This window comes from Exiguobacterium sp. J17977, assembly GCF_018616375.1.
GTDB classification, from domain to species: domain Bacteria; phylum Bacillota; class Bacilli; order Exiguobacteriales; family Exiguobacteriaceae; genus Exiguobacterium; species Exiguobacterium mexicanum.
In genome coordinates this window covers 250,263-271,422 of sequence record NZ_JAEQBB010000001.1, presented here as the reverse complement: position 1 = coordinate 271,422, position 21,160 = coordinate 250,263, and the positions used below count along the sequence as shown (strand labels likewise).

Annotated in this window: 21 protein-coding genes; 1 reads left to right on the top strand and 20 read right to left on the bottom strand. The window is 51.0% G+C overall.

The annotated features are described in order from the left end of the window. Positions 1-14: 14 nt before the first annotated feature. From KNO58_RS01360 to KNO58_RS01270, 19 genes are all read right to left on the bottom strand, one after another. The gene (locus KNO58_RS01360; RefSeq protein ID WP_214751394.1) at positions 15-656 is read right to left on the bottom strand and encodes a sugar transferase; all 642 of its coding nucleotides are present in this window, start codon (positions 654-656) and stop codon (positions 15-17) included. Between the two features lie 11 nt (positions 657-667). Further along, positions 668-1,726 (bottom strand): dTDP-glucose 4,6-dehydratase, encoded by a 1,059-nt coding sequence (gene rfbB / locus KNO58_RS01355; protein ID WP_214751392.1) that lies wholly within the window; start codon positions 1,724-1,726, stop codon positions 668-670. Beyond that, the gene (gene rfbA / locus KNO58_RS01350; protein ID WP_214751390.1) at positions 1,632-2,603 is read right to left on the bottom strand and encodes a glucose-1-phosphate thymidylyltransferase RfbA; all 972 of its coding nucleotides are present in this window, start codon (positions 2,601-2,603) and stop codon (positions 1,632-1,634) included. Before rfbA ends, rfbB begins: the two co-directional genes overlap by 95 nt. Further along, the gene (locus tag KNO58_RS01345; RefSeq protein WP_214751388.1) at positions 2,600-3,778 is read right to left on the bottom strand and encodes a DegT/DnrJ/EryC1/StrS family aminotransferase; all 1,179 of its coding nucleotides are present in this window, start codon (positions 3,776-3,778) and stop codon (positions 2,600-2,602) included. Before KNO58_RS01345 ends, rfbA begins: the two co-directional genes overlap by 4 nt. A 10-nt stretch (positions 3,779-3,788) precedes the next feature. Continuing rightward, entirely contained in the window at positions 3,789-4,505 is a 717-nt protein-coding gene (locus tag KNO58_RS01340; protein WP_214751386.1) for a WbqC family protein, read from the bottom strand. 12 nt (positions 4,506-4,517) lie between these two features. After that, positions 4,518-5,648: a glycosyltransferase family 4 protein gene (locus KNO58_RS01335; RefSeq protein ID WP_214751384.1), complete on the bottom strand. Its 1,131-nt coding sequence runs from the start codon at positions 5,646-5,648 to the stop codon at positions 4,518-4,520. Next, a complete protein-coding gene (gene wecB, locus KNO58_RS01330) occupies positions 5,645-6,802 on the bottom strand; it encodes a non-hydrolyzing UDP-N-acetylglucosamine 2-epimerase (RefSeq protein ID WP_214751382.1) in 1,158 nt (385 codons plus the stop codon). The genes KNO58_RS01335 and wecB overlap by 4 nt, the downstream gene beginning before the upstream one ends. Further along, a complete protein-coding gene (locus tag KNO58_RS01325; RefSeq protein ID WP_214751380.1) occupies positions 6,729-7,913 on the bottom strand; it encodes a polysaccharide biosynthesis C-terminal domain-containing protein in 1,185 nt (394 codons plus the stop codon). The genes wecB and KNO58_RS01325 overlap by 74 nt, the downstream gene beginning before the upstream one ends. After that, entirely contained in the window at positions 7,910-8,935 is a 1,026-nt protein-coding gene (locus KNO58_RS01320; protein ID WP_214751378.1) for a polysaccharide biosynthesis protein, read from the bottom strand. The genes KNO58_RS01325 and KNO58_RS01320 overlap by 4 nt, the downstream gene beginning before the upstream one ends. A gap of 192 nt (positions 8,936-9,127) precedes the next feature. Further along, on the bottom strand, positions 9,128-10,669 hold the full coding sequence (locus KNO58_RS01315; RefSeq protein ID WP_214751376.1) for an oligosaccharide flippase family protein: 1,542 nt from the start codon (positions 10,667-10,669) through the stop codon (positions 9,128-9,130). Positions 10,670-10,684: 15 nt separating this feature from the next. After that, complete coding sequence (locus tag KNO58_RS01310; protein ID WP_214751374.1) at positions 10,685-11,749, bottom strand: EpsG family protein; 1,065 nt, start codon at positions 11,747-11,749, stop codon at positions 10,685-10,687. Between the two features lie 20 nt (positions 11,750-11,769). Then, on the bottom strand, positions 11,770-12,705 hold the full coding sequence (locus KNO58_RS01305) for a glycosyltransferase family 2 protein (RefSeq protein ID WP_214751372.1): 936 nt from the start codon (positions 12,703-12,705) through the stop codon (positions 11,770-11,772). Next, positions 12,648-13,919 (bottom strand): glycosyltransferase, encoded by a 1,272-nt coding sequence (locus tag KNO58_RS01300; protein WP_214751370.1) that lies wholly within the window; start codon positions 13,917-13,919, stop codon positions 12,648-12,650. The genes KNO58_RS01305 and KNO58_RS01300 overlap by 58 nt, the downstream gene beginning before the upstream one ends. Before the next feature lie 16 nt (positions 13,920-13,935). Then, positions 13,936-14,640, bottom strand: a complete 705-nt coding sequence (locus tag KNO58_RS01295; RefSeq protein WP_021066340.1) for a CpsD/CapB family tyrosine-protein kinase — start codon at positions 14,638-14,640, stop codon at positions 13,936-13,938. Further along, positions 14,603-15,379, bottom strand: a complete 777-nt coding sequence (locus KNO58_RS01290; protein WP_214751368.1) for a YveK family protein — start codon at positions 15,377-15,379, stop codon at positions 14,603-14,605. Before KNO58_RS01290 ends, KNO58_RS01295 begins: the two co-directional genes overlap by 38 nt. Before the next feature lie 134 nt (positions 15,380-15,513). Beyond that, positions 15,514-16,671 (bottom strand): glycosyltransferase family 4 protein, encoded by a 1,158-nt coding sequence (locus tag KNO58_RS01285; RefSeq protein ID WP_214751366.1) that lies wholly within the window; start codon positions 16,669-16,671, stop codon positions 15,514-15,516. Positions 16,672-16,684: 13 nt separating this feature from the next. After that, positions 16,685-17,737, bottom strand: coding sequence for a glycosyltransferase family 2 protein (locus KNO58_RS01280; protein ID WP_214751364.1), 1,053 nt, complete (start codon positions 17,735-17,737; stop codon positions 16,685-16,687). A gap of 171 nt (positions 17,738-17,908) precedes the next feature. Next, positions 17,909-18,814, bottom strand: coding sequence for an NAD(P)-dependent oxidoreductase (locus tag KNO58_RS01275; RefSeq protein ID WP_214751362.1), 906 nt, complete (start codon positions 18,812-18,814; stop codon positions 17,909-17,911). Continuing rightward, complete coding sequence (locus tag KNO58_RS01270; RefSeq protein ID WP_214751360.1) at positions 18,811-19,656, bottom strand: aldolase/citrate lyase family protein; 846 nt, start codon at positions 19,654-19,656, stop codon at positions 18,811-18,813. The genes KNO58_RS01275 and KNO58_RS01270 overlap by 4 nt, the downstream gene beginning before the upstream one ends. Positions 19,657-19,941: 285 nt before the next feature. Between KNO58_RS01270 and KNO58_RS01265 the strand changes: the two genes are divergently transcribed. Next, on the top strand, positions 19,942-20,589 hold the full coding sequence (locus tag KNO58_RS01265) for an acetyltransferase (protein WP_214751358.1): 648 nt from the start codon (positions 19,942-19,944) through the stop codon (positions 20,587-20,589). A gap of 40 nt (positions 20,590-20,629) precedes the next feature. Here KNO58_RS01265 and KNO58_RS01260 read toward each other — a convergent pair whose 3' ends face one another. Further along, positions 20,630-21,085, bottom strand: coding sequence for a hypothetical protein (locus KNO58_RS01260; RefSeq protein WP_214751356.1), 456 nt, complete (start codon positions 21,083-21,085; stop codon positions 20,630-20,632). Between the last annotated feature and the right edge of the window lie 75 nt (positions 21,086-21,160).

Below are 21,160 nucleotides of genomic sequence, written 5' to 3'. Positions count from 1 at the left end.
GCAGCCGAGTTTTTCTAACTCAAGTGCAATTCTTTTTGAGGTTCTCTCCTAGGTTCATCCCCCATAAACGCCTCCATCGTCACCGCCGTATCGGACGAAATCCCATCCTTCTTAACGACTTTCCCAACCGTCTGAAGGATGATCTTCCAGTCATTGAGGAACGTGACGTTGTCGACATATTTCACGTCGAGGGCGAAACGGTCCTCCCACGATAACCGATTGCGGCCGTTCACTTGGGCAAGTCCTGTCAAACCGGGTCGTACATCGTGACGTCGGCGCTGCTCCTCGTTATAGCGCGGTAAATACTCGACGAGCAGCGGGCGCGGTCCGACGATGGCGATGTCGCCTTTGACGATATTCAGTAAACTCGGCAACTCATCTAAACTGAGCGAACGGAGCGTCTGACCGAACGGGGTCAAACGGACTTCGTCCGGCAATAGCTCGCCATGTTCATCCCGCTCGTCGATCATCGTCCGAAATTTCACCATCTCGAAGATGACGCCATTCTTGCCGGGACGTTTCTGTTTGAACAGTACCGGTCCCCCGAACTTCCACTTGATGAGACCCGCAATCGTCAAAAGAACAGGGCTTAGGACAAGTAACGAAACCATCGCAAGGATTGCGTCTTGTGGGCGCTTCACCAAACGTTCGTACATGGTAATCCCTCCTATCTGAACGAAGAATACATCGAGTCGTAATAGGTTTGATACGCACCAGACACGATTCGCTCAATCCATTCAGGATGATCCACATACCACTGAATCGTTTCCGCAATCCCGTTTTCAAACCGATATCGTGGGGTCCACCCCAATTCATCATCCATCTTGGTCGCGTCGATTGCATAGCGTTGATCATGCCCCGGGCGGTCTTTCACGAATTGAATCAACTCGTCTGACTGGCCGAACGCTTTAATGATGAGTTGAACGAGCTCCAAGTTCGTCTTTTCATTCTGACCGCCGATATTATACACTTCGCCGAAGCGCCCCCGTTCTCGAACGACATCGATGGCTTCACAGTGGTCGCTCACATGAAGCCAATCCCGAATCTGTTGCCCGTCCCCATAAACGGGTAGCGGCAAGTTCGACATACAGTTATGAATCATGAGCGGGATGAGCTTCTCCGGGAATTGATACGGCCCGTAGTTGTTGCTGCATCGGGTCGTCTTGACCGGCAATCCGTACGTCTCGTAATAGGCCCGAACGAGCAGGTCAGAGCTCGCTTTCGAGGCAGAATATGGACTGTTCGGCGCAAGCGGCGAGTCTTCGGTAAAGTAACCGGTCGCGCCGAGCGAACCGTACACCTCATCCGTCGAGACATGGACGAAACAGACGCCTTCCTTATACTCTCGGCTGTATTTATCATCGGGGGCCACTTTCCAATGGCGCATCGCCGTATCGAGCAGCACTTGCGTCCCGAGGACGTTTGTCGTCAAGAACAGCTCGGGCTCGGTGATGCTCCGGTCCACGTGTGATTCCGCGGCGAAGTGGACGACCTCATCTACTTCGTACGTCTCGAATAATCGCGCTATCGCTTGACGGTCACGTATATCAACTTTTTCGAACTGGTAGAGCGGATCTGCTTCGAACTCTTGCAAATTCTCCAAGTTTCCTGCATAGGTGAGCGCATCGACGTTAAGAATGCGGAACGTCGGATGTTTTGCCCGTAAGTGCTTTATGAAATTTGAACCGATGAACCCGGCTCCGCCAGTCACTAGAATCGTTCGCATCTGTTCTCTCCCCTTCCTCGACGAGTGATAAGAGATATTGTCCGTAATCGGTCATCTTGAGTGTCAGCCCGATATCTTTTAGTTCATCCCGTGTGATGAAGCCACGTCGCCAAGCGATTTCCTCGAGACAGGCGATGTAATACCCTTGCCGTTCTTGTACCGTTTGAACGAACACAGCTGCTTTGATCATGCCTTCTGGTGTGCCGGTATCGAGCCAGGCCATTCCCCGGCCGAACAAGACGACGTTCAACTCACCGCGTTCCAGATACATATTATTGATTGACGTTATTTCGAGTTCTCCTCTTTCAGAAGGCTCAACACGTTTGGCGAACTCGACGACTTGGTTGTCATAGAAGTAAAGACCGGGCACCGCATAATTCGACTTTGGTTCAGTCGGTTTTTCTTCAATTGAGACGACTCGATTTTGAGCATCGAATTCAACGACGCCGAAGGCCCGTGGATCTTTTACCGGATAACCAAAGACGGTCGCTCCTTGTTTTTTCGATTGTGCCTGTTTCAAGAATCGAGTCAAATCCGGTCCGTAAAACACGTTATCTCCTAAGATGAGACAGACCGAATCATCACCGATGAAGTCAGCCCCTAAAATAAACGCATCAGCCAAACCGACCGGCTTGGTTTGCACTTTATACGAGATGTCGATCCCGAGTTGATGGCCGTCCCCGAACAAGCGCTCATATCCACCGATGTCTTGTGGCGTCGAGATGAGGAGAATCTCACGAATGCCCGCCAGCATCAACACGGACATCGGATAGTAAATCAACGGTTTGTCGTAAATCGGTAACAGCTGTTTCGAGACGGCTTTCGTCATCGGATAGAGGCGCGTCCCGTTTCCGCCTGCTAGTATGATGCCTTTCATCGTTTCATCACCCTTTCTCGAATCACGGTGCAAATCCGGGTCACGTCTTCTGTGGCAAGGTCCGGATAGAGCGGAAGTGTCAATACCCGTTCGGCAATCTCGCGAGCGACAGGTGTACGGCGGCTCGCGAACCGGTTGTGTTGCCACGCATAATCCGTCACGAGTGGATAGAAATACTTCCGCGTGAAAATTCCTTCTTTCGCCAAGGAGTCGTGCAGCTCGTCCCGCCGATTCTCCGATTCTGTGAAGATGATCGGGTAGTAGGAATGGTTCGTCTCGACGCCTGGTTGAGGTTTCAGGATGCGGATTCCATCGATACTGCTGAGTAATGTGTCATAGAATTCCCGAACTTGCTTGCGACGCGCAATCGTCTCATCGACGTGGCGCAAGTTACATATCCCCATCGCGGCTTGAAACTCGTTCATCTTGGCATTCCCGCCTGGCGCTTGAACCGTCTCAGGCCCGGTGATGCCAAAGTTTTTCAACTGGTCGAAACGCGCTTTCAAGGCCGGGTCGTTATACGTCAAGGCGCCGCCTTCAATCGTATGGAACACTTTCGTGGCGTGGAAGCTGAACATCGACACGTCGCCGAACGTCCCAATCCCGCGTCCGTTCACTTTGACGCCGAACGTATGGGCCGCGTCATAAATCACTTTCAGGTTATGCCGTTTGGCGATTGCCTCGATGGCCTCGACGTCGCACACATTTCCATACACATGGACGGGCAGGATGGCCGAGGTCTTCGTCGTGATCAATCGTTCTAACTTCGTAGCATCGAGCGTAAAATCATCGGCTCGGACATCCCCGTAAACCGGCGTCAGCCCTTTTCGAACCAATGCGTGGCTTGTCGAAGCGAACGTGAACGGTGTCGTGATGACTTCCCCCGTCAGTCCGAGTGCTTCAATCGCCGCCTCGAGTGCCAAGTGTCCGTTCGTGAACAGCGATACGTGTTCGACGCCTAAATAATCGACCAGCTCACGCTCGAGCTGTTGATGTTTGGCCCCGTTGTTCGTCAACCATCCCGTCTCCCATAAGTCACGGATCTCTTCCGTATATTCGTCGAAAGAAGGGAGCACCGATTTCGTGACCGCGATGGCTGTCGGTGTGTGATGAGGCTCAGGCGGTACTGGCCGGGTCGGGAAAGCGGCGGATTGAATGTCTACGATGTGTAACATGAGGCACCTCCTAGGTCACTTGGCGATTGGAGACGAGTGCGTAACGTTCAAGGATGAGTTGAATTTCTTGTTTAGAACAATTCATCATCACGTCGATGATGGACAGGTTCGCCTGAAACGGGAACGGCCCTTGATGATAGGTGATTGGTTGCGTCTCGATAAATGACAGATCGAGTCCCGCCCGTTCAAACACATCGGTATCGTATAGGTCCATGCCGTTAATCGCATTTACATAATGGGACGCCCCTAATCGCTGACACATGTGAAGGATTCGCGCCTGTCCTTTCAAACCGATGCCCGCACACAACTCGGACGACAAGACCATCTTCGTCGAGATGCCCAGATAGCGCGCCACTTCCTCGATCCCGGATGCCACATACTTGCCGACGTTTAGCTCGGGATTGCGGATCACCCGTTCGAGTAACGGGAAGACTTGTTCAAATTGAGAGGCTTTCTGATAGGCGTGTCGCAGCAACTTCAGCTGTTGCTCCGCGACCTCGTCCGGGTGTGCCCGCTCGTGCTCACAGATGAGACGATTTTGGCTCATCTTCTGAACGGATAACACGAACGGATGAGGATTCCCGTCAAGTAGAATGCGATTGCGGTGAATCCAGCCTTTCTTGATGAAATGAACGTCATCATACACGACGAACGTATCGACCGCATGAATCAACTGAAAGTACCCGATGTAAGGAAAGAAGTACGGTTGCATGATGGCCACGTTCATAACGGTTCTCCTTTATGAGATGATTTGTTTCGCGCGCAACGTATCATAGTACCCTTTGGCCGTGACGTCATTTCGATGGAATTTGACGAGTTCCCGTGACAGCATGCCATGTTCAATCAGACGCTCCGGATGTTCGAGGTACTGTTCAATCCCTTGTTCGATTGATTCGACCGTTACGTCACACATGTAACAGTTTTTGCCGTCTACCGAATGATGGGACACGTTATTGATTTGATGGCTGATGACGACGCCCATCCCCGAGGCTCTCGCTTCGATGATCGTCCCGTTCCCGTTCGAATACGTCGCCGGCAAAATCAAGATGTCCGCTTGCTCGTACACTTTCGGCATCTCATCCCACGCCCGAATCTCATTCAAGAAGTGGACGTTTTTCAGGTCGTGCTCGGCGATGTAGGTTTTACACGCCTCGAGCTGTTGACCTGAATGGTTCAAATAAAGCTCAAGGGAATAGCGTTTCGATAAGTTCCGGTATGCCTCTAGCACGAGCAGCGGTTGATAGCGTTCGACGAGTCGATTCGCGAACAACAGCTTGAACGTATCGCCTGGTTGCTTGCGTCTCAAGCCGTGATCGAAGTAGGCGTCGATGTCCTGGGCGTAGGTCGCATGCACAACTTTTTCAGCGTCAAAGCCAAGTTGATTCTTGAATTGCTCGACCGCCACCGTCCCCATCCCGAAATATAGGTCGGCGTCCTTGAACATCCAGTGCAACAGTCTCGTCTTGTATGGATTGTCTTCCGGATTCGTCAGTTTATCAGACGGGTCATCATCATTTTGCAGCGGCCGGAGCGGCTCGCTCATGACGACCGTCTTGATGCCGAACAGTTTGGCGATCCTCACGATGACCGCATGGCCGGCCATGAACCCCCCGAGCAGTATGACGTCCGGTTTGAAGCGAATCAACTCTGGAATCAGGCCGAGGGAGAGGTAGCCGATTTTCGGGAACCATTTCGAATGTTTCAGCACCTGACACTTGTCGCCGAGTGGGATTTTCCACCAGTCCGGGCGATTTTGGTCGAGATGCTCATAAAACCAAAACTCGGCATCGAAATATTCCTCTAAGGCGTAGCACAGTTTCACTTGGTAAGGGGAAGCGATATTCCCGATAAAGACGAGTCTTTGTTTCATCGTTCACCCTCCTTTACGGTTTGACGGGGATCGGTCGTGCCTTTCCACACTTCGCGTCGGATGTAGTCCGTGTAAGAGATCAAGATCCGCACCACTTTATCCGAGACGTTCGGCATACTGTAGTCGCTGACGATGCGAGGCCGTTCCTGTTCCATGACGACCGACAACCCTTGCAAGATTCGCTCTGTCTCGAGACCGACCATCAACACGGCCCCTTCCTCCATCGCTTCCGGCCGCTCGTGCGTTTCGCGGATATTCAATCCTCGCAATCCGAGGATGGAAGACTCTTCGCTGATCGTCCCGCTATCGCTGAGCACCGCCTTGGCGTGCAGCTGCAGGTGATTGTAATCGACAAATCCGAGCGGCTTGAGGAGCCGGACCAATGGATGGAACGAGACGTTCAATTCATCGATGCGCTTCATCGTCCGCGGATGTGTACTGACGATGACGGGAAGTCCGTATTGCGCCGCGATCGCGTTCAAACTGTCGACGAGTGCCAAGAAGTGTTTGTCGGAGTTGACGTTCTCTTCACGATGGGCTGAGACGATGAAGTAGTCGTCCGAGGTCAATTCGAGTCGCTCCAGTACATCTGAGTGTTCAATCGCCTCTCGTTTGGACATCAACACCTCGAACATCGGGCTCCCCGTCTTGATAATCCGTTCCGCCGGCAGCCCTTCGCGGAGAAGGTATTCGCGGGCGATATCGCTATACGTCAAATTGACGTCCGCCGTATGGTCGACAATCTTTCGGTTGATTTCCTCGGGAACGCGCTGGTCGAAACAACGATTGCCCGCCTCCATGTGAAAAATCGGGATTTTCCGTCGTTTGGCCGCGATTGCCGCGAGACAGGAGTTCGTGTCGCCAAGGATCAACACCGCGTCGGGACGTTCGAGCTCGAGCACCGGGTCGACTTGGATGAGGATGTTGCCAATCGTTTCAATCGGACTGCCCGTCGCCGAATTGAGGAAGTAGTCCGGTTTTCGCAAGCCGAAATCTTGGAAGAACACCTCATTCAATTCGTAGTCATAATTTTGTCCCGTATGCACGAGGACGTGCTCGATGGCCTCCGTATGTTCGAGCTTATGAATGACGGCCGACAGGCGTATGATTTCGGGACGCGTCCCGACGATGGTCATCACTTTGAGTCGTTTCATCTTGCACCTCCATGAAGTATGTGTCCGGGTGGTTCGGGTCGTAGACCTCATTCACCCACATGACGGTCACCAGGTCGGTCGTCCCGATATTCTCGATGTTGTGCGTATAGCCGGTCGGGATGTCGAGCACACGCATCATCTCTCCCGTGACGTGATACGTATGCACTTCGTCTGTGCCGACTTTCCGGAAGCGAATCAGCGCCTCGCCGCTGACGACGAGAAACTTCTCGTTTTTCGTATGGTGCCAATGGTTCCCTTTCGTGATTCCCGGCTTCGCCACGTTGATGGACACTTGTCCCCGGTCCGGTGTTCGAATGAATTCGGTGAAGGAACCACGCACATCTTCATTCAGCTTCAAGTCATAAGCGAAGCAGTCAACAGGCAAGTAGCTGAGGTACGTGCTGTAAAGCTGTTTTGTGAACAAATCATCCAGTTTCGGGACGTTTAGGCTCCGCCGACTGTCTTTGAACGTCTGTAACAAGTCGGCGATTCGGCCGAGCTCAATCGGTTCATGGACCGCGACGTCCATCTCATACACAGCGGGCGTTAGTTGTTCCGCATCGAGTAACTCGACTAGATCCATGATCACGTCATCGATATATGCCAGTTGCACGGTACGTGTAGGGTCATGGATTTCTAATGGTAAGTCGCGGGCGACTCGATAGCAGAACGTCGCGACGAAACTGTTATAATTCGGGCGACCCCACTTACCGAATAAGTTCGGGAAGCGGAACAGATAGATGGTGCGTCCCGTCGTCTCATATTCGGCTCTCAGCACACGCTCCGCCGCGAGTTTGCTCCGTCCGTACGGATTGTCCTGAGCCGCTTGAATCGACGAGGCGAACATGATCGGCGCGTCATTGGCATGAGCGGTCAGTGCTGCGACCAAGCGCTCAGTCGCCCCGGTGTTCCCTTCCGCAAAGTCGGCTTCCGTCTCCGAGCGGTTCACACCGGCCAAATGGTAGACGAACTCGGCGGTTCGGCAAAACCGTTGAAATTCGGCTTCTGACGTATCGCGCGTGCACGAATATACGTCGTGTCCCCGCGCGGTCAATTCAGCGATCAGATTCTTGCCGACGAATCCAGATGCTCCCGTTACGAGAATCTTCATGATACTTTCACCCAGCTCGCAAGCTCTTGTTGGATGTAAGGAAGCGTCAACAGGAGCTGCTTCACTTGCTCGACGTTCAACTGTTCCGTGTTCGCCGAGTTGTACTCGCCCTCGACCGTTAACCGCTTGCTGCCCTCGTTGAAGTATTTATCGTAGTTCAAGTCGCGCGTATCGGCCGGGACGCGGTAGAATCCGCCCATGTCTTCCGCGACAACGTTCTCTTCTCGCGTCAATAGCGTCTCGTACGACTTCTCGCCATGCCTTGTGCCGATGACTTTAATCGGGTTATTCGCATGGAACAGTTCGAGCAACGCTTGCGCCAATACCCCAATTGTCGATGCCGGTGACTTTTGGACCATGATGTCTCCCGCGTGCGCATTTTGGAAGGCGAAGACGACGAGTTCGACCGCGTCTTCGAGACTCATCAAGAACCGCGTCATGAACGGGTCGGTCACGGTCAACGGTTCGCCCCGTTTGATTTGATCGACGAAGAGCGGGATGACAGAACCCCTTGATGCCATGACGTTTCCGTAACGTGTGCCACAAATCAACGTCTGGTCCGGTCCGACAGCTTTCGCTTTGGCGACGAACACCTTTTCCATCATCGCTTTGGAAATGCCCATCGCATTGATTGGATAAGCTGCCTTATCGGTCGACAGGCAAATGACTTTTTGAACTTGTTGCTCGATGGCCGCGTTCAAGACGTTGTCTGTTCCTAGCACGTTCGTTTTCACTGCCTCTAGAGGGAAGAACTCACAGGAAGGCACTTGTTTCAACGCCGCCGCGTGGAACACGTAATCGACACCGTACATCGCGTTGCGCACACTGTTCACATCACGCACATCACCGATATAAAACTTGAGTTTGTCGTCATGATATAGTTTGCGCATGTCGTCCTGTTTCTTTTCATCTCGTGAAAAGATACGGATTTCTTTAATATCAGTTTTCAGGAAACGCTGCATGACGGCGTTTCCGAATGATCCTGTGCCTCCAGTGATCAATAACGTCTTGTCTTTAAACATTGCAAATCCTCTCCTTTGTCATGATGTCAGTTGCTTCTAAAGGTGATGGGAAAGTTGAGTTGGAAACAATTGCAATGACGTTGATACTATCGTGTTACCCGACTCTTTGTGAGAATAGGAAAGAAATGTTTATCATTTTTTTGAAAGATGACATGTCTAATGTTTGTATCTCATGAAAAAAGACACCCTTGCTCAGGATGCCTTCGTTGCATGACGGACAAATCCACGCAATAATTCTTTTTCGTCATCCCGAAACGTGAAGACCCACAGAAAGATAAAGTAGATGAGACCGAGCACAATAGCTTTAATGAGGAAGTGCATGAGCGAATCGACAGGCAGATATCGTTGAAGCAAGAAGCCAGAAATCCCTAGAAAAATCAAGGCTGGTGCAAGCTTCACATGACATTCGTAGAAGAATCTCCACATGTTCAATTTTAATACGCGAATATACACCATGTTCATGAAAATCACAGTGCCGACCAAGTTGCCGACTAAAATGGCGCTTGCAGCACCAATCGCACCATAATGCGGTGACAAGATAAGCGATAGGATCACACTGACCGTCGCGACAATGAGCGACGCGAACGCCCGGTACTTGATTTGATTGACCGCAATCAATGTCGTATAGGCGATTTCTTGCGTCAATGTGATGATGCCAGGCAGAATGAGTAATAATGCCACTACATAAGAGGGAAAGAAGTCTGGCCCGACCCAAAGTCCGATGAACTCCCGGCCCATCGTCGCAAAGCTGATGATAATCAAACCGACGATGTATAATTGAATCCGCCCTACGCGGATTAATAGATTGTCGAGTTCGGCCTGACGATTAAACGTGGTCATGCGCGTGACTTTCGGCAGGAATAGAGAACCGATTGCCGAGGAGATGGTCCAGACGTAGCCTTCAATCACCATCCCAATCGAGAACAAGGCGATGGAGGCACTGCTCGCCAAAGCCCCGAGGATGGTCGGTGTGATGTTTAAAATGAAGCGCTGCGCGATGGCAATCACGGTCGTCCATGAGGAGAACGTGAAGATGTCTCGGTACATCGAACGGCTGTTATGCAAAAAATCAATCGCCGTCTCTGTTTTACGCATGAGATAGATTCCTTTTCCGATAATAATCGACAGACCTACGAGCGCATTAACGAAGACAAGCGCGTATAAGCCAAATCCGAATAGGAGCGCACCGACCATCAAGACGACCGTCGATACCTTCTCAATCAAGTTGAACCAGTTGAGGACGACGAATCGTTCGTTCGCGATAAAAATCCCGTTGAACGGTTTGGTCGGAAACAAGACGACGATGTAAAAACCTACCATGACGTACAGGACTTGAAGCGTCTCGATTTCTGAAGCAGATAAACTCGCATAAATCGTGTCGATCATCATATACACACCGATCAGTACGACCCCAATCAATAGCGCGATGCCGATGAACAGTTTGAACGCGACACCGAGAAAGCGAGACGCCCCTTCTGTATCCCCGAGGGCGTGGTATTTTGACAGGAACCGTGACACAGCCGCCTCTAGCCCGAAATCCATGGCGAAGATGCTGACGAGCGACAGCGACAACATGTAGAGCCCGTAGTTCGCCTTCCCAATCTCGGCGATCATCCACGGGGTGTAAAACAGACCCGCCAGGATATTGAATCCGATGGCGACGTAAGACATAAGCACACCAATCTTGATTTGCCGAGAGCTTTTTTGTTCATCAAATTCCACTTTCGTCGTCACCAGATTCCCCTCCTCTTACTTTTGTTGCCAAAAGAACATATAAAGCGGTTCATTGCGGACAAATAAGAGCAGCAGCATCGTGATGGCAACGTAATAGACGAATAAACGCTCTCGACGCTCGAATGAACGGAGTAGCTCAGGAATCAGTAGCATGACGAAGATTGAAAAGTACTGGACAATTCGCATCATCGAAGGATTGATGAACGTTAATGGTAGGAAGCAAAGCGCCAACAGTAACGCATTTAAGTAGTGCGTTACGTTCGGATTGACCGCAATCATTTGTTCACGACGCCAAAGTGAGACAATCGTGATTAAAATCAAAATCATGGAGAAATTGAACGTGCCTGCGCCCGTATAGTAGTCATACTCGTCATAACCGCTAATGGTACGGAAGAACTCGAAGAGTGGAACCCGAAAAACGAACAGGAACGGGATCAGCGCACCCATGAACAACAGATAACGTGATGTGATCGTCTTCGTGGCCAAGAAATAAAACGGAAGGAAGACGAGTGCGGATTGATGAATCGTCGCTGCCAGCAACACGACACCGAGAAATGGCCAAAATCGTCTCGTTTGAATAAAGTAGTAGCCGATCAAAACGGCAATGGCCGTTGCAATCGTTTGGCGGATACCAGTAATGGCAAAGAACGCGTAAAACAGTGTTGAAAAGATTAGAAAACTGAGTAACGGTTCGCTCGAGTTCCGATAAATCCAAATCCCAAACGGAATCAAGAACAGGAGCGCAACCGTCAAGAGATACCATTGATAATTTTCTGTCGCCAGTTGAATTGTTTTTTGCAATAAGTAATAACCTGGATCTCTTCCGTCAGCGGCGCCAAAGAGAATGCTGACAAAATTGTCACCTAGCCGCTCCCACGATATGCCTTTCGTCTCATCAAACATCCATTTGTATTGCATTGTATCGGCACCTACACTGAAGTGTCGAAACCCTGACAAAAGAATCCACTGGCACGTCGCAATCGTCACAAACAGCAACTTTCCGTGCTTGATGCCATCATCACGCAGGAGGAGCGCCGCCCATGCAATCAGAAGCAACATATTAATCAAATAGATCCACATATGACCTCCTCCTGTTCTGCTTATCGATAACGAAGGTTCATCATTCCTCTATAGAGCATCAACACGCGATGATAGATGAACGAAGACGTTTGCAATTTCTTTTGTTCGAATTCACTTAAATGACGGTTTCCAGCAAAACGTTTTAATAAATCCTCTCTCACTTCAGGTTCAGTCGAGCGGTACACCGCTTTAAATACCGTTTTAATCTGAGGCGTGGTAACACTATTTTGGGCATCAAGTCGTACTAACAACTGTTCGAAAAAGCGAGCCGTCTCGATTGGCGCGAGGTCAGCAATTTTTTTGGTCTGTTGTTTTTCATGAATGCGTGTCTTCGAGTGTGGAGTCGTTGTCAATTTGAATTGATACCCTGCTAAAGCCATATCAACCCAACACACCCAGTCTTGAATATATCGATACGTTGTTGGGAATCCTCCCACTTGTTCGAATGCTTGTTTGGGAATAAGTAACGCGCAGCCGCTCAAACAAGCTTTGAGTAAAAGGTAATCAAACATGGCCTCATCCGTGTACAACCCTTTCAACTGTCTTCTTGGACGATGGATGGGATCCCCTGTTTCATTAATCAGTTTCGTACCACAAGACAATATATAGTTCTGAGCTTGATCACCAAGTTTCTGTAGTTCTTGGACTTGATTGTTCACCTTGTCCGGTTCATAAAGATCATCATGACTTAACCAAGAGAACCACTCACCGCGCATGTTCTCGATACCAAGATTTAGTGCGGTCGATACTCCGCCATTTGATTTTTCATAATATCGAATTTGGTCTCCAAAGCTACGGGCAATCGCCGCTGTCGCCCCACCATCTGTCGATCCGTCGTTGACTACAATCACTTCCACACGCTCATACGTTTGAGCGAGGGCACTTTCAATCGTTTCCTTCAAATAGTCCGCTCCATTGTAGACGGGGATGACAATCGAGACGAGTGGACGTTCCATTGTGGATTCCTCCTTTTTTCGTGGACCAAGCTTTCATATACTTCCAAATAATCCGTCACTCGCTCTTCCATTGAAAATGAGGTACGTGCGTGCTCGACACAAGAATCCGTGTAGTGTTCCTTTCCGAGTCGTTTCATTTTTTCGATGGCAGCTATAACGGCCTCTAACCGTTGCGGCTGTATGACTTCACCACATTCAGGAGGAACTAGTTCTGGGTTAGCTGTCGCATCGAGCACAACGACCGGCGTTCCTGAGGCCATCGCTTCCGCGGTCACTTTCCCGAATGATTCTTCGACCGATAAGTTGAGGAACACATCTGCGAGCGCATAATAGTCAGCCAACTCCTCGATACGATTCGTTGAAGGAATATGAATCACATTCACAGGTAACGTGATGTCGGGAAGGTCGCCGACGAGCAACAATTGTGCTTCTGGCAATGCCTGTGCCACCTGCAAAAAGTCAGATAGCCCTTTCGAGTCGTCCCATGAGCTAGCGACGCCTAGTAGAACGAAACGGTTCTCTAACCCAAGCGCCGAACGTAACCTTGATGTGTCCCGGGGGTAGAAAATATCGAGGTCGACCCAGTTATAAATCCGCCGAATCATCTTTGCATTCCCGAGAAATGAAAATCGTGCTTCAATCGTGATCCAATCCGAGACGCCGATGACGGCTAATCGCGAGATGTTTTCGAACCATCGTTTTTTGTCTTTCCACATTTCAGCAGTCCGATCAAGACCCCAACTTGGATTATCAAGCGCAAGTCTAGGACAGCTCCCGCATCCATCTCGCCAACGCTCACAACCGCTTCGCGTATAATGCGTGCACTTCCCGGTGTAAAACCAACAATCATGTAGCGTCAGTACTGTCGGCGTGTCAGTATGACTGAGCCAATTAAACAATGTCTCGAGATGGATATAATTGCCGTGGAGGTTGTGCAAATGCACGACGTCAGGCTTGTACGATTCGATATAATCGATGAGTTCTGCCGTCGCCCCTTTTGAGAAATAGCCTTGTTTCCCACTCAAACGAGACAAGAGCGCATGTCGTTTTTGATCGAAGGATGAACCGATGCGGAACCCACTTCCCGTATCTGGACCTGTCGCATAAGCGACGACACTCTCATGCCCATGGGCCACCGCTACGGACGAAATCTCTTTACAAATCCGTCCCGTGCTTTTTTCTTCATGAATGGCATTGATGTGTAAAATCCGCATGGTTCTCCCTCCCTCCTTACTCGTACGTATAGGCGTAATAGGCGTCCTTGCCGCCTCGTTCCCGCTTGTTCATAACGATTCCAAGCATGTGAGCACCAGACAAGACGAGCTGTTCTTTCGCCTTTAAGACGAGGTCGCGGTTTGAATTGTCACAACCTACGACGAGAATGGTTCCATCGGTCTCACTTGCCAACAGTCGACTGTCCGCCACGTGCATGAGTGGAGGAGCGTCCAAGATAACCAAGTCGTACTTTTCCTTCACCTCATCCAATAGTTGCTTCATCATTGGAGAAGCCAATAACTCAGATGGGTTCGGCGGAATCGGTCCCGCTGCCAGTAAATGAAGTTTTGGCACTTTCGTCATTTGAACCGCACGCTCAAACGATGTCCGTTTAGCGAGGACGGTAGACATACCGGTTTGCCCCGCTAGTTGGAATGTGAAGTGGACCGTCGGCTTCCGCATATCACAGTCCATGAGCAACACCCGTTTTCCGAGCTGCGCATAGACGATGGCCAAGTTCGAAGCCGTCGTTGATTTCCCTTCACCTGGCGACGCCGACGTGACAACAATCGTCTGTAACGTCGCACCAAGTGCCGTGAACTGTAGGTTGGTCCGAATCGTTCGATATTGTTCGGCGATCGGGGATTTAGGATTTGCCAATGTGATGAGGCTACGCCCAGAATCACGATGTTTGTCTTGTCTCTTTGACAGGTGGAACATGTGGGTCATCTCCTTTCGGTTCTTTGGCAGCTTCAGCTTTTGCCTTCACCGCTTTGGGATTCATATCCCGTTTTTCAATGACCGGAATTGAACCAATCACTGGCATGGACAAAATCAGTTCTGCCTCACGCTCATCGTGAATCCGTTTATCAAACGCATGGCGAATGAGAGCGAGCGCTCCTCCGATCACGAAACCAGCAAGTAGACCCATCGCGGTGTTCATAACGAGGTTAGGCGCAATCGGTTCTCCTGGTATGACAGCCTCTGATAAGATGCGAACGTTGTCGATGTTCATTAAATCTGGAATCTCACTCGCGAATACGCGCGTGATGACATTTGCAATTTCAGTTGCCACGACGGGATCAACGTATTGGACGACGATGTTGATGACTTGCGAGTCCTCTTCACTTTCTACTAAAAGAATCTCACTGATGTCTGTCGGTGCTTCAGGCACTCTTTCTTGTACTTCGTTCAAGATGGCTGGACTGCGCATGATGACGCGGTACGTGTTTACGAGCGATAGTGAAGAAGATACTTGGGCACTGTCAATCACGTTCGTACCGGCTTCTTCTTTAGGTACAATCAATACTTGTGTCGAAGCCTCATAAGTCGGTGCAATCACATACTGACTTAAATAATAGGCTGCCCCTCCTCCAATGAGCATCATCAACACGAGAAGTAAAAAGTTTTTCTTTAGGACTCCAAATATTTCTGAGAGTAACATCGTTTGACTTTTCACACGTAAGCCCTCCTTCAGACAAAGTTGCCTATACCATAATCTAATCGAGATGATGAGATCGTTCTATGTCTTTACTTCTTACCCGACGTTCTCTGCAAATCGAAAAGAAATGTCTACCATCTTTTCATGAACTATCACGTCGGCTTATCTTGAAGGAATTGAGAATAGATGCGTCGCATCTCCGTCTTCGAGCGGTCGACGTCGAACGCCTTGACCGACTCGCTGTTATGGAGCCCCATCTGGTGAGACAAGTCGAAATCGAGCTGCATCGTCCGGATGGCCTGGGCGAATCCGGCCATGTCTTCCGGCGAACATTTGTAGCCGGTCACACCGTCGATCGAATAGTCGTTGATGCCGTGCACGTTCGACGTGATGAGCGGGAGTCCGGCCGCCATCGCCTCGAGCGCGGCCATGCCGAGCCCTTCCCGTTTCGACGGGAAGACGAAGCAGTCCGCCGCCTTCATCACTTCGATGACGTCATCGCGGAAACCGAGCAAGGTCACTTGCCGCTCGAGCCCGAGCTCCTGGATGAGCCGCTCGAGGTGGTCCTTGTTGTCACCCGTCCCGGCAATCAAATAGCGGAGCGTCGGTTCTTTGAGCGAGGCGATGGCGCGGATAATCGTTTCGTGGTTCTTATTCTCATTCAACTCGCCGACCGACAACAAGACGAAATCGGTGTCACTGTCGATGCCGAGTCCACGACGTTTCAGCGGACGGTCGATTGTGACCGCCTCGATCCGTTTCGTGTCGACGCCGATGCCGGGGATGCGAAACGTGTGTGACGTCTTGAACGTCTGCGCCCGCGAGAAATCTTCCTCGTTGATGGTGACAATCGTATCGGTCATTCGGGCGAGCGTCCGCTCGACCGGATAATACAGCATCCAATTGAGCGACGGGCTGCCTTTGAAGAAATGGAAGCCGTGCGCCGTATACATGCACGGCGTGTGCGTCTGGCGGGCGACGAGCCGACCGACGACCCCGCCGATTGGCGAGTGACAGTGGACGAAGTGATAGCGGTTTGCCGTCATGACGGCTTTCAATTGTTGATAGGCACGGACGTGGCTGTTCATCCGCTTGATGTCACGCTCGAAATCGATTTGGAACAGCGTGACGCCATTCGCCTCTAGGTCCTGCTTGATGCGGGCAATCTTCTCAGGCGAATACATGCTACCCCACTCGAAGTTCGTGGCGACGTCGACTTGATAGCCCATCTCTTGAAGCATACGGATATTGTCGCGGTTGAAGCTCTCAATCATTGAGACGACCGAGGCGACCATGAGCACTCGTTTCATCGTTCTTCCCTCCTCATACACGTTTCCGAAGATAATCGACGCCACGCAACATCAAGACGAGCGGCACGGTCTGTTCGTGTTTACAAAGCTGGAAGAACGTCCGCCATTTCACATCGAAATGATGCATGTCCATCTGCGAATAGGCGCGCTTATACTCTTCTTGCCGGAGCACTTGTTTCAGCGACTCGGCCTGGGCGAAGAGTGACTTCGGTGCCGCGAGCTCGTTCAAGCCGATGCCAATCATGCTGAGGGCGATTCGATTATAGAGGGCGTGATTGTACTCCTCTCCGAGCTGATGCGTCTCGATGTAGCGCATCAAAATATGAAAGAACTGCAGGCGCGAGGAGATGAGGTTTTTGTTATACACACTCGTCTCCGATGCGGCATTGGTTTTTCGGTAATGATAGACCGGATAGTCGATGTAAATGAATCGCTGGCAATGCTCCAACGCTTGGATTTGAAAATATAAATCGATGAATGTCCCGTATGGACCGCCGAATGACAAATGTTTGATGAGGTCCCGGTGATAGAGTGTGATGCAATTTGAATTGAGCGCATCTACCGTTTCCGGGTGCGCGAGCTCGTCACCGACGAGTCCGAATAAACGGCGGTGAACATAGCGTCTCGTCTGCACTGCGTCATACGACAAATAATCCGCTTCAAAGATTCGTTTAGGGAGGGAACGGTCTGTGTATTCGCGGACGTACGTCCCCATGACCGCGTCGGCACGTTCAGCTTCCGCGTGCTCGACCATTAATCGAATCGCATCTAAATCGAGCCAATCGTCACTGTCGATGAACATGATGTACTCGCCCGATGCCAATTGTAGGCCACGATTACGGCAAGAGGAGCATCCACGATTCGTCTGACTGATGACACGTACACGTGGGTCTTTGTCGTAGCTCAAGGCGATTTCAAGACTACGATCCGTACTGCCATCATCGATACAAATAATGTCGAGGTGTGGATACGTTTGGTGAATAAGGCTATCCAGACACTGTCTCAAGTAGACGCTTGTGTTATAGATGGGCACAACCAAACTGACGAGCGGGGTAAGACTTGGCATGTGGGTCACTCCTTCTAGGTTGTCGTTTCATGATGTGAGTGGAAGGCTATGATTCTATCCTCGTTGTTCCCGTAAGCCCTTTCTGGTAACTGACAAACAGAATGAGTCGTGGATAATCTTTTCGTGAAGTATAAAAAATGAAAAAAGCCGACCTTTGGTCAGCTTCGCATGTCAGTGAAGTTGTTCTTGCCGCAAGTTTCGGATTATGTTCTCGAACAGCCGCTCGTTCACCCGGTCCGACACGTACGAATTGTGCGGGGTGAGCGTCACCCATTCGAAGTTATAGAGCGCATGATCCGACGGGAGCGGCTCGGTCTCGAAGACGTCCAAGGCGACCCCGAAGAACTTGCCTTCCTCGAGCGCCGCGATGAGCGCCGACTCGTCGATAATCGACCCGCGCGCGACGTTCAACAGGACGGCATCCTCTTTCATGGACGCAATCGCTTCCGCGTCGATGACATGATACGTATCGTCGGTGAGCGGTAAGGCGATGACGATGACGTCACTCTCCGCCAAAACGTCGTGCAGCTCATCCATCAACACGTAACGGTCGACGAACGGCACGTGCTTCTCCCGATGCCCGACGCCGATGAGGGTCATATCGAACGCCCGGAGCCGTGTCGCAATCGCTTCCCCAACATGGCCAAGACCAAGTAGCGCCACGGTCTTCCCGGTCAGCTCACGCAAGCGCCGTTCCTTTTCCCAATGCCGGTTCGCCTGTTTCTCCCGAAACGCGGCCCCGTGCTTCATGAAATCGAGCAACTGCCAAACGACCCATTCGGCCATCGGTACGGCGTACGTGTCGCCGGCGTTGTAGATACGGATGTCTCGTTCCTCGAGTTCGTCGAGCGGCAAACGGTCGAGTCCTGCGCTGATCGCTTGAACGAACCGCAGCCGTTTGAAATCCGCACATTGGCGATATTGGAACACATTGTTACAAATCAAACCCTCGACCTGTGAGACATCGATGTCCGACACGTCCGCCTCTTCCCGAAGCATCGTCACCGTATAGCCAAGTCGTTCGAGTGTCGCGAGTTGTTCAGGAGTCAACCGCACTCCTGTCGATAGCAAATTCATGACAAGATTCCTTTCCGATTTTGGATTTCCGCCGTGATGGCATCGACGGTCGAGACGAGACTCAACCGATTCAATTCCAACCACTCCGGTGTCGCGTGTTCGAGCTGTTGCTCGTACGCTCTAATTCTCCATACCCCTTCTTGGAATAGTTGTGCCTGTTTCGCATCAAATTTCCCGACCGATCCGATATTACAAAAACTGCGCGATAAAATCGCGAGTGACGAACCGAGTCGGACATGCTCCCCGAGCACTTTTTCAGCCGGAAGCTTACCTTCTCCGATTCGAGCGACGCCGCCAAAACCGAACGGGATTCCGGCCGCTTGGAGTTGATGTGTCACCGCTTCGACCGTACCATCGGCGAGTGGTTCGAACAGGAAGCTCTGCCCGTAACTGAGATGCAGGTCGTTCAATCCGATATGGACGTAGTCGATGCCCGATAGTTTGAGCACGTCCGGCATACAGGCGATAGCCTCTTTCGTTTCACATAGCAGACAGACTTCGGCCCGTTTGTCGACGAAATCGATAAACGCCGCCACTTCGGCGGCCGTCTTATAGTAAGGAAGCATGACGACATCGGCCCCGCGATTGATGACTTCATTAATCTCATAACGTGAACCTTGGAAAATCGGATTGACGCGGACGAGCAGCTCGGCATGTTTCAACACCGCACGCAGGCGGCTCACGTCACGGATGGCATGGCGTGAAATGACCGTATCGAGATGACCTTGGCGTTCTTCTTTTCCGTTTAGTTCTAAGTCGACGAACACCCAATCGACCCCGTTCTGTTCAGCGAGCAGGGCAATGTTCGGTTCATTCGTGATATACATCAGTTTTAAAGACATGGCGAGCACTCCTCTCATCAATTGATTACTTTAGGGAATTAGCCCGTCCGAAAAACAACAAAACGGAAATCCGGATAATGCTTTTGCAATCCAAACCTTTCATATAATGTTATTTATTTATCGTCTGCCTCGCCATACCTGCATGGGACACTTATGAGGAATATGCTTTGACATCAAACTATGCTCGTAACTTCTTTCTGATTTTGTTTTAAATATGGCGAATCGGAAATAACTAACGTACAGAACCATATTTTCGACAGTTTTCGGCAAAAGGGGTGACCAATTATGGAATGGATTGTGATATTTGGTGCGGGCGGTCATGCACAAGTGCTTATCGATATTCTCGAATTGATGGGTGTCTATCGGATTGCAGGAATTTATGATGACAGCCCCAGTATGCTAGGCAAGTTCATCGCCGGATATCCGGTGTTAGGATTGATTGATTCTAAGCTTGTGGCAAACAAGGGGATTATCGGAGTCGGAGTGAATCATAATCGTGAGCAGATAGCCGAGAAAATCTTACAGAACAACTCGGACTTCGAGTTCATCAACGCCATCCACCCGAGCGCCGTCATCGGCAAGAACGTCACCCTAGGTGAAGGGACGGCCGTCATGGCCGGTAGCGTCATCAATCCGAACGCCGTCATCGGCCCGCACAGCATCGTCAACACGATGACATCGGTCGATCACGACTGTGTGCTCGAACCGTTCGCCTCGGTCGCCCCGGGCGCCCATCTCGGTGGCAACGTCCATGTCGGCACCCGGACGTTCATCGGCATGAGCGCAACGGTCATCCACAACGTCCACATCGGGCACGACACGGTCATCGGCGCCGGGGCCACGGTCGTCAAGGACATCCCGAATCACGTCGTCGCCTACGGGTCACCGGCCAAACCGATTCGAGGCCGGGTCATGAACGAACGCTATCTTTAAGCAAAAACGAGGCCACCCCGCGCCGGGTGACCTCGTTTTTTCATTTCAACTCACGATGGAGCTCGCGGTCGGTGATATAGTCCGGCTCGAGTTTCAAGATGACCCGGTCGAAGGCGCGCTGGAGACCGAACATCCCCATGCAGAGCACTGCGAACAAGATAAAAAAGGACGGACCCGGCGAGCCGGAATCGTACCAGCCGAGAAGCGCGTACAGCATAATCAATCCGCCTAACGTCAGCCAAAACGGCAACCGGACGAGCCGCTGATACGTCGCATTGTCGTTGAACGAGGCTCGAATCGTGCCGAGTTTCCATTCGCGAATGGCCAACGGAATGACGCCTAGAAATCCGATACCGAGAACGACGAATTCGTATTGAGACACGTACTGGACGAGCGTTCCCGTGATGATGGCCGAAGCGGCCCCAATGATGAATGTCTTTGCATTTCCTTGCCGTGCGTAATCGACGAGGCGGCGGATATGTTGTTCACGTCTCATGGTCAAAGCTCCTTTAGTTAGTGTTAATGTATGTACGAATCCTTCCCTACGTTGGTTTCAATTCAAAATGATTCC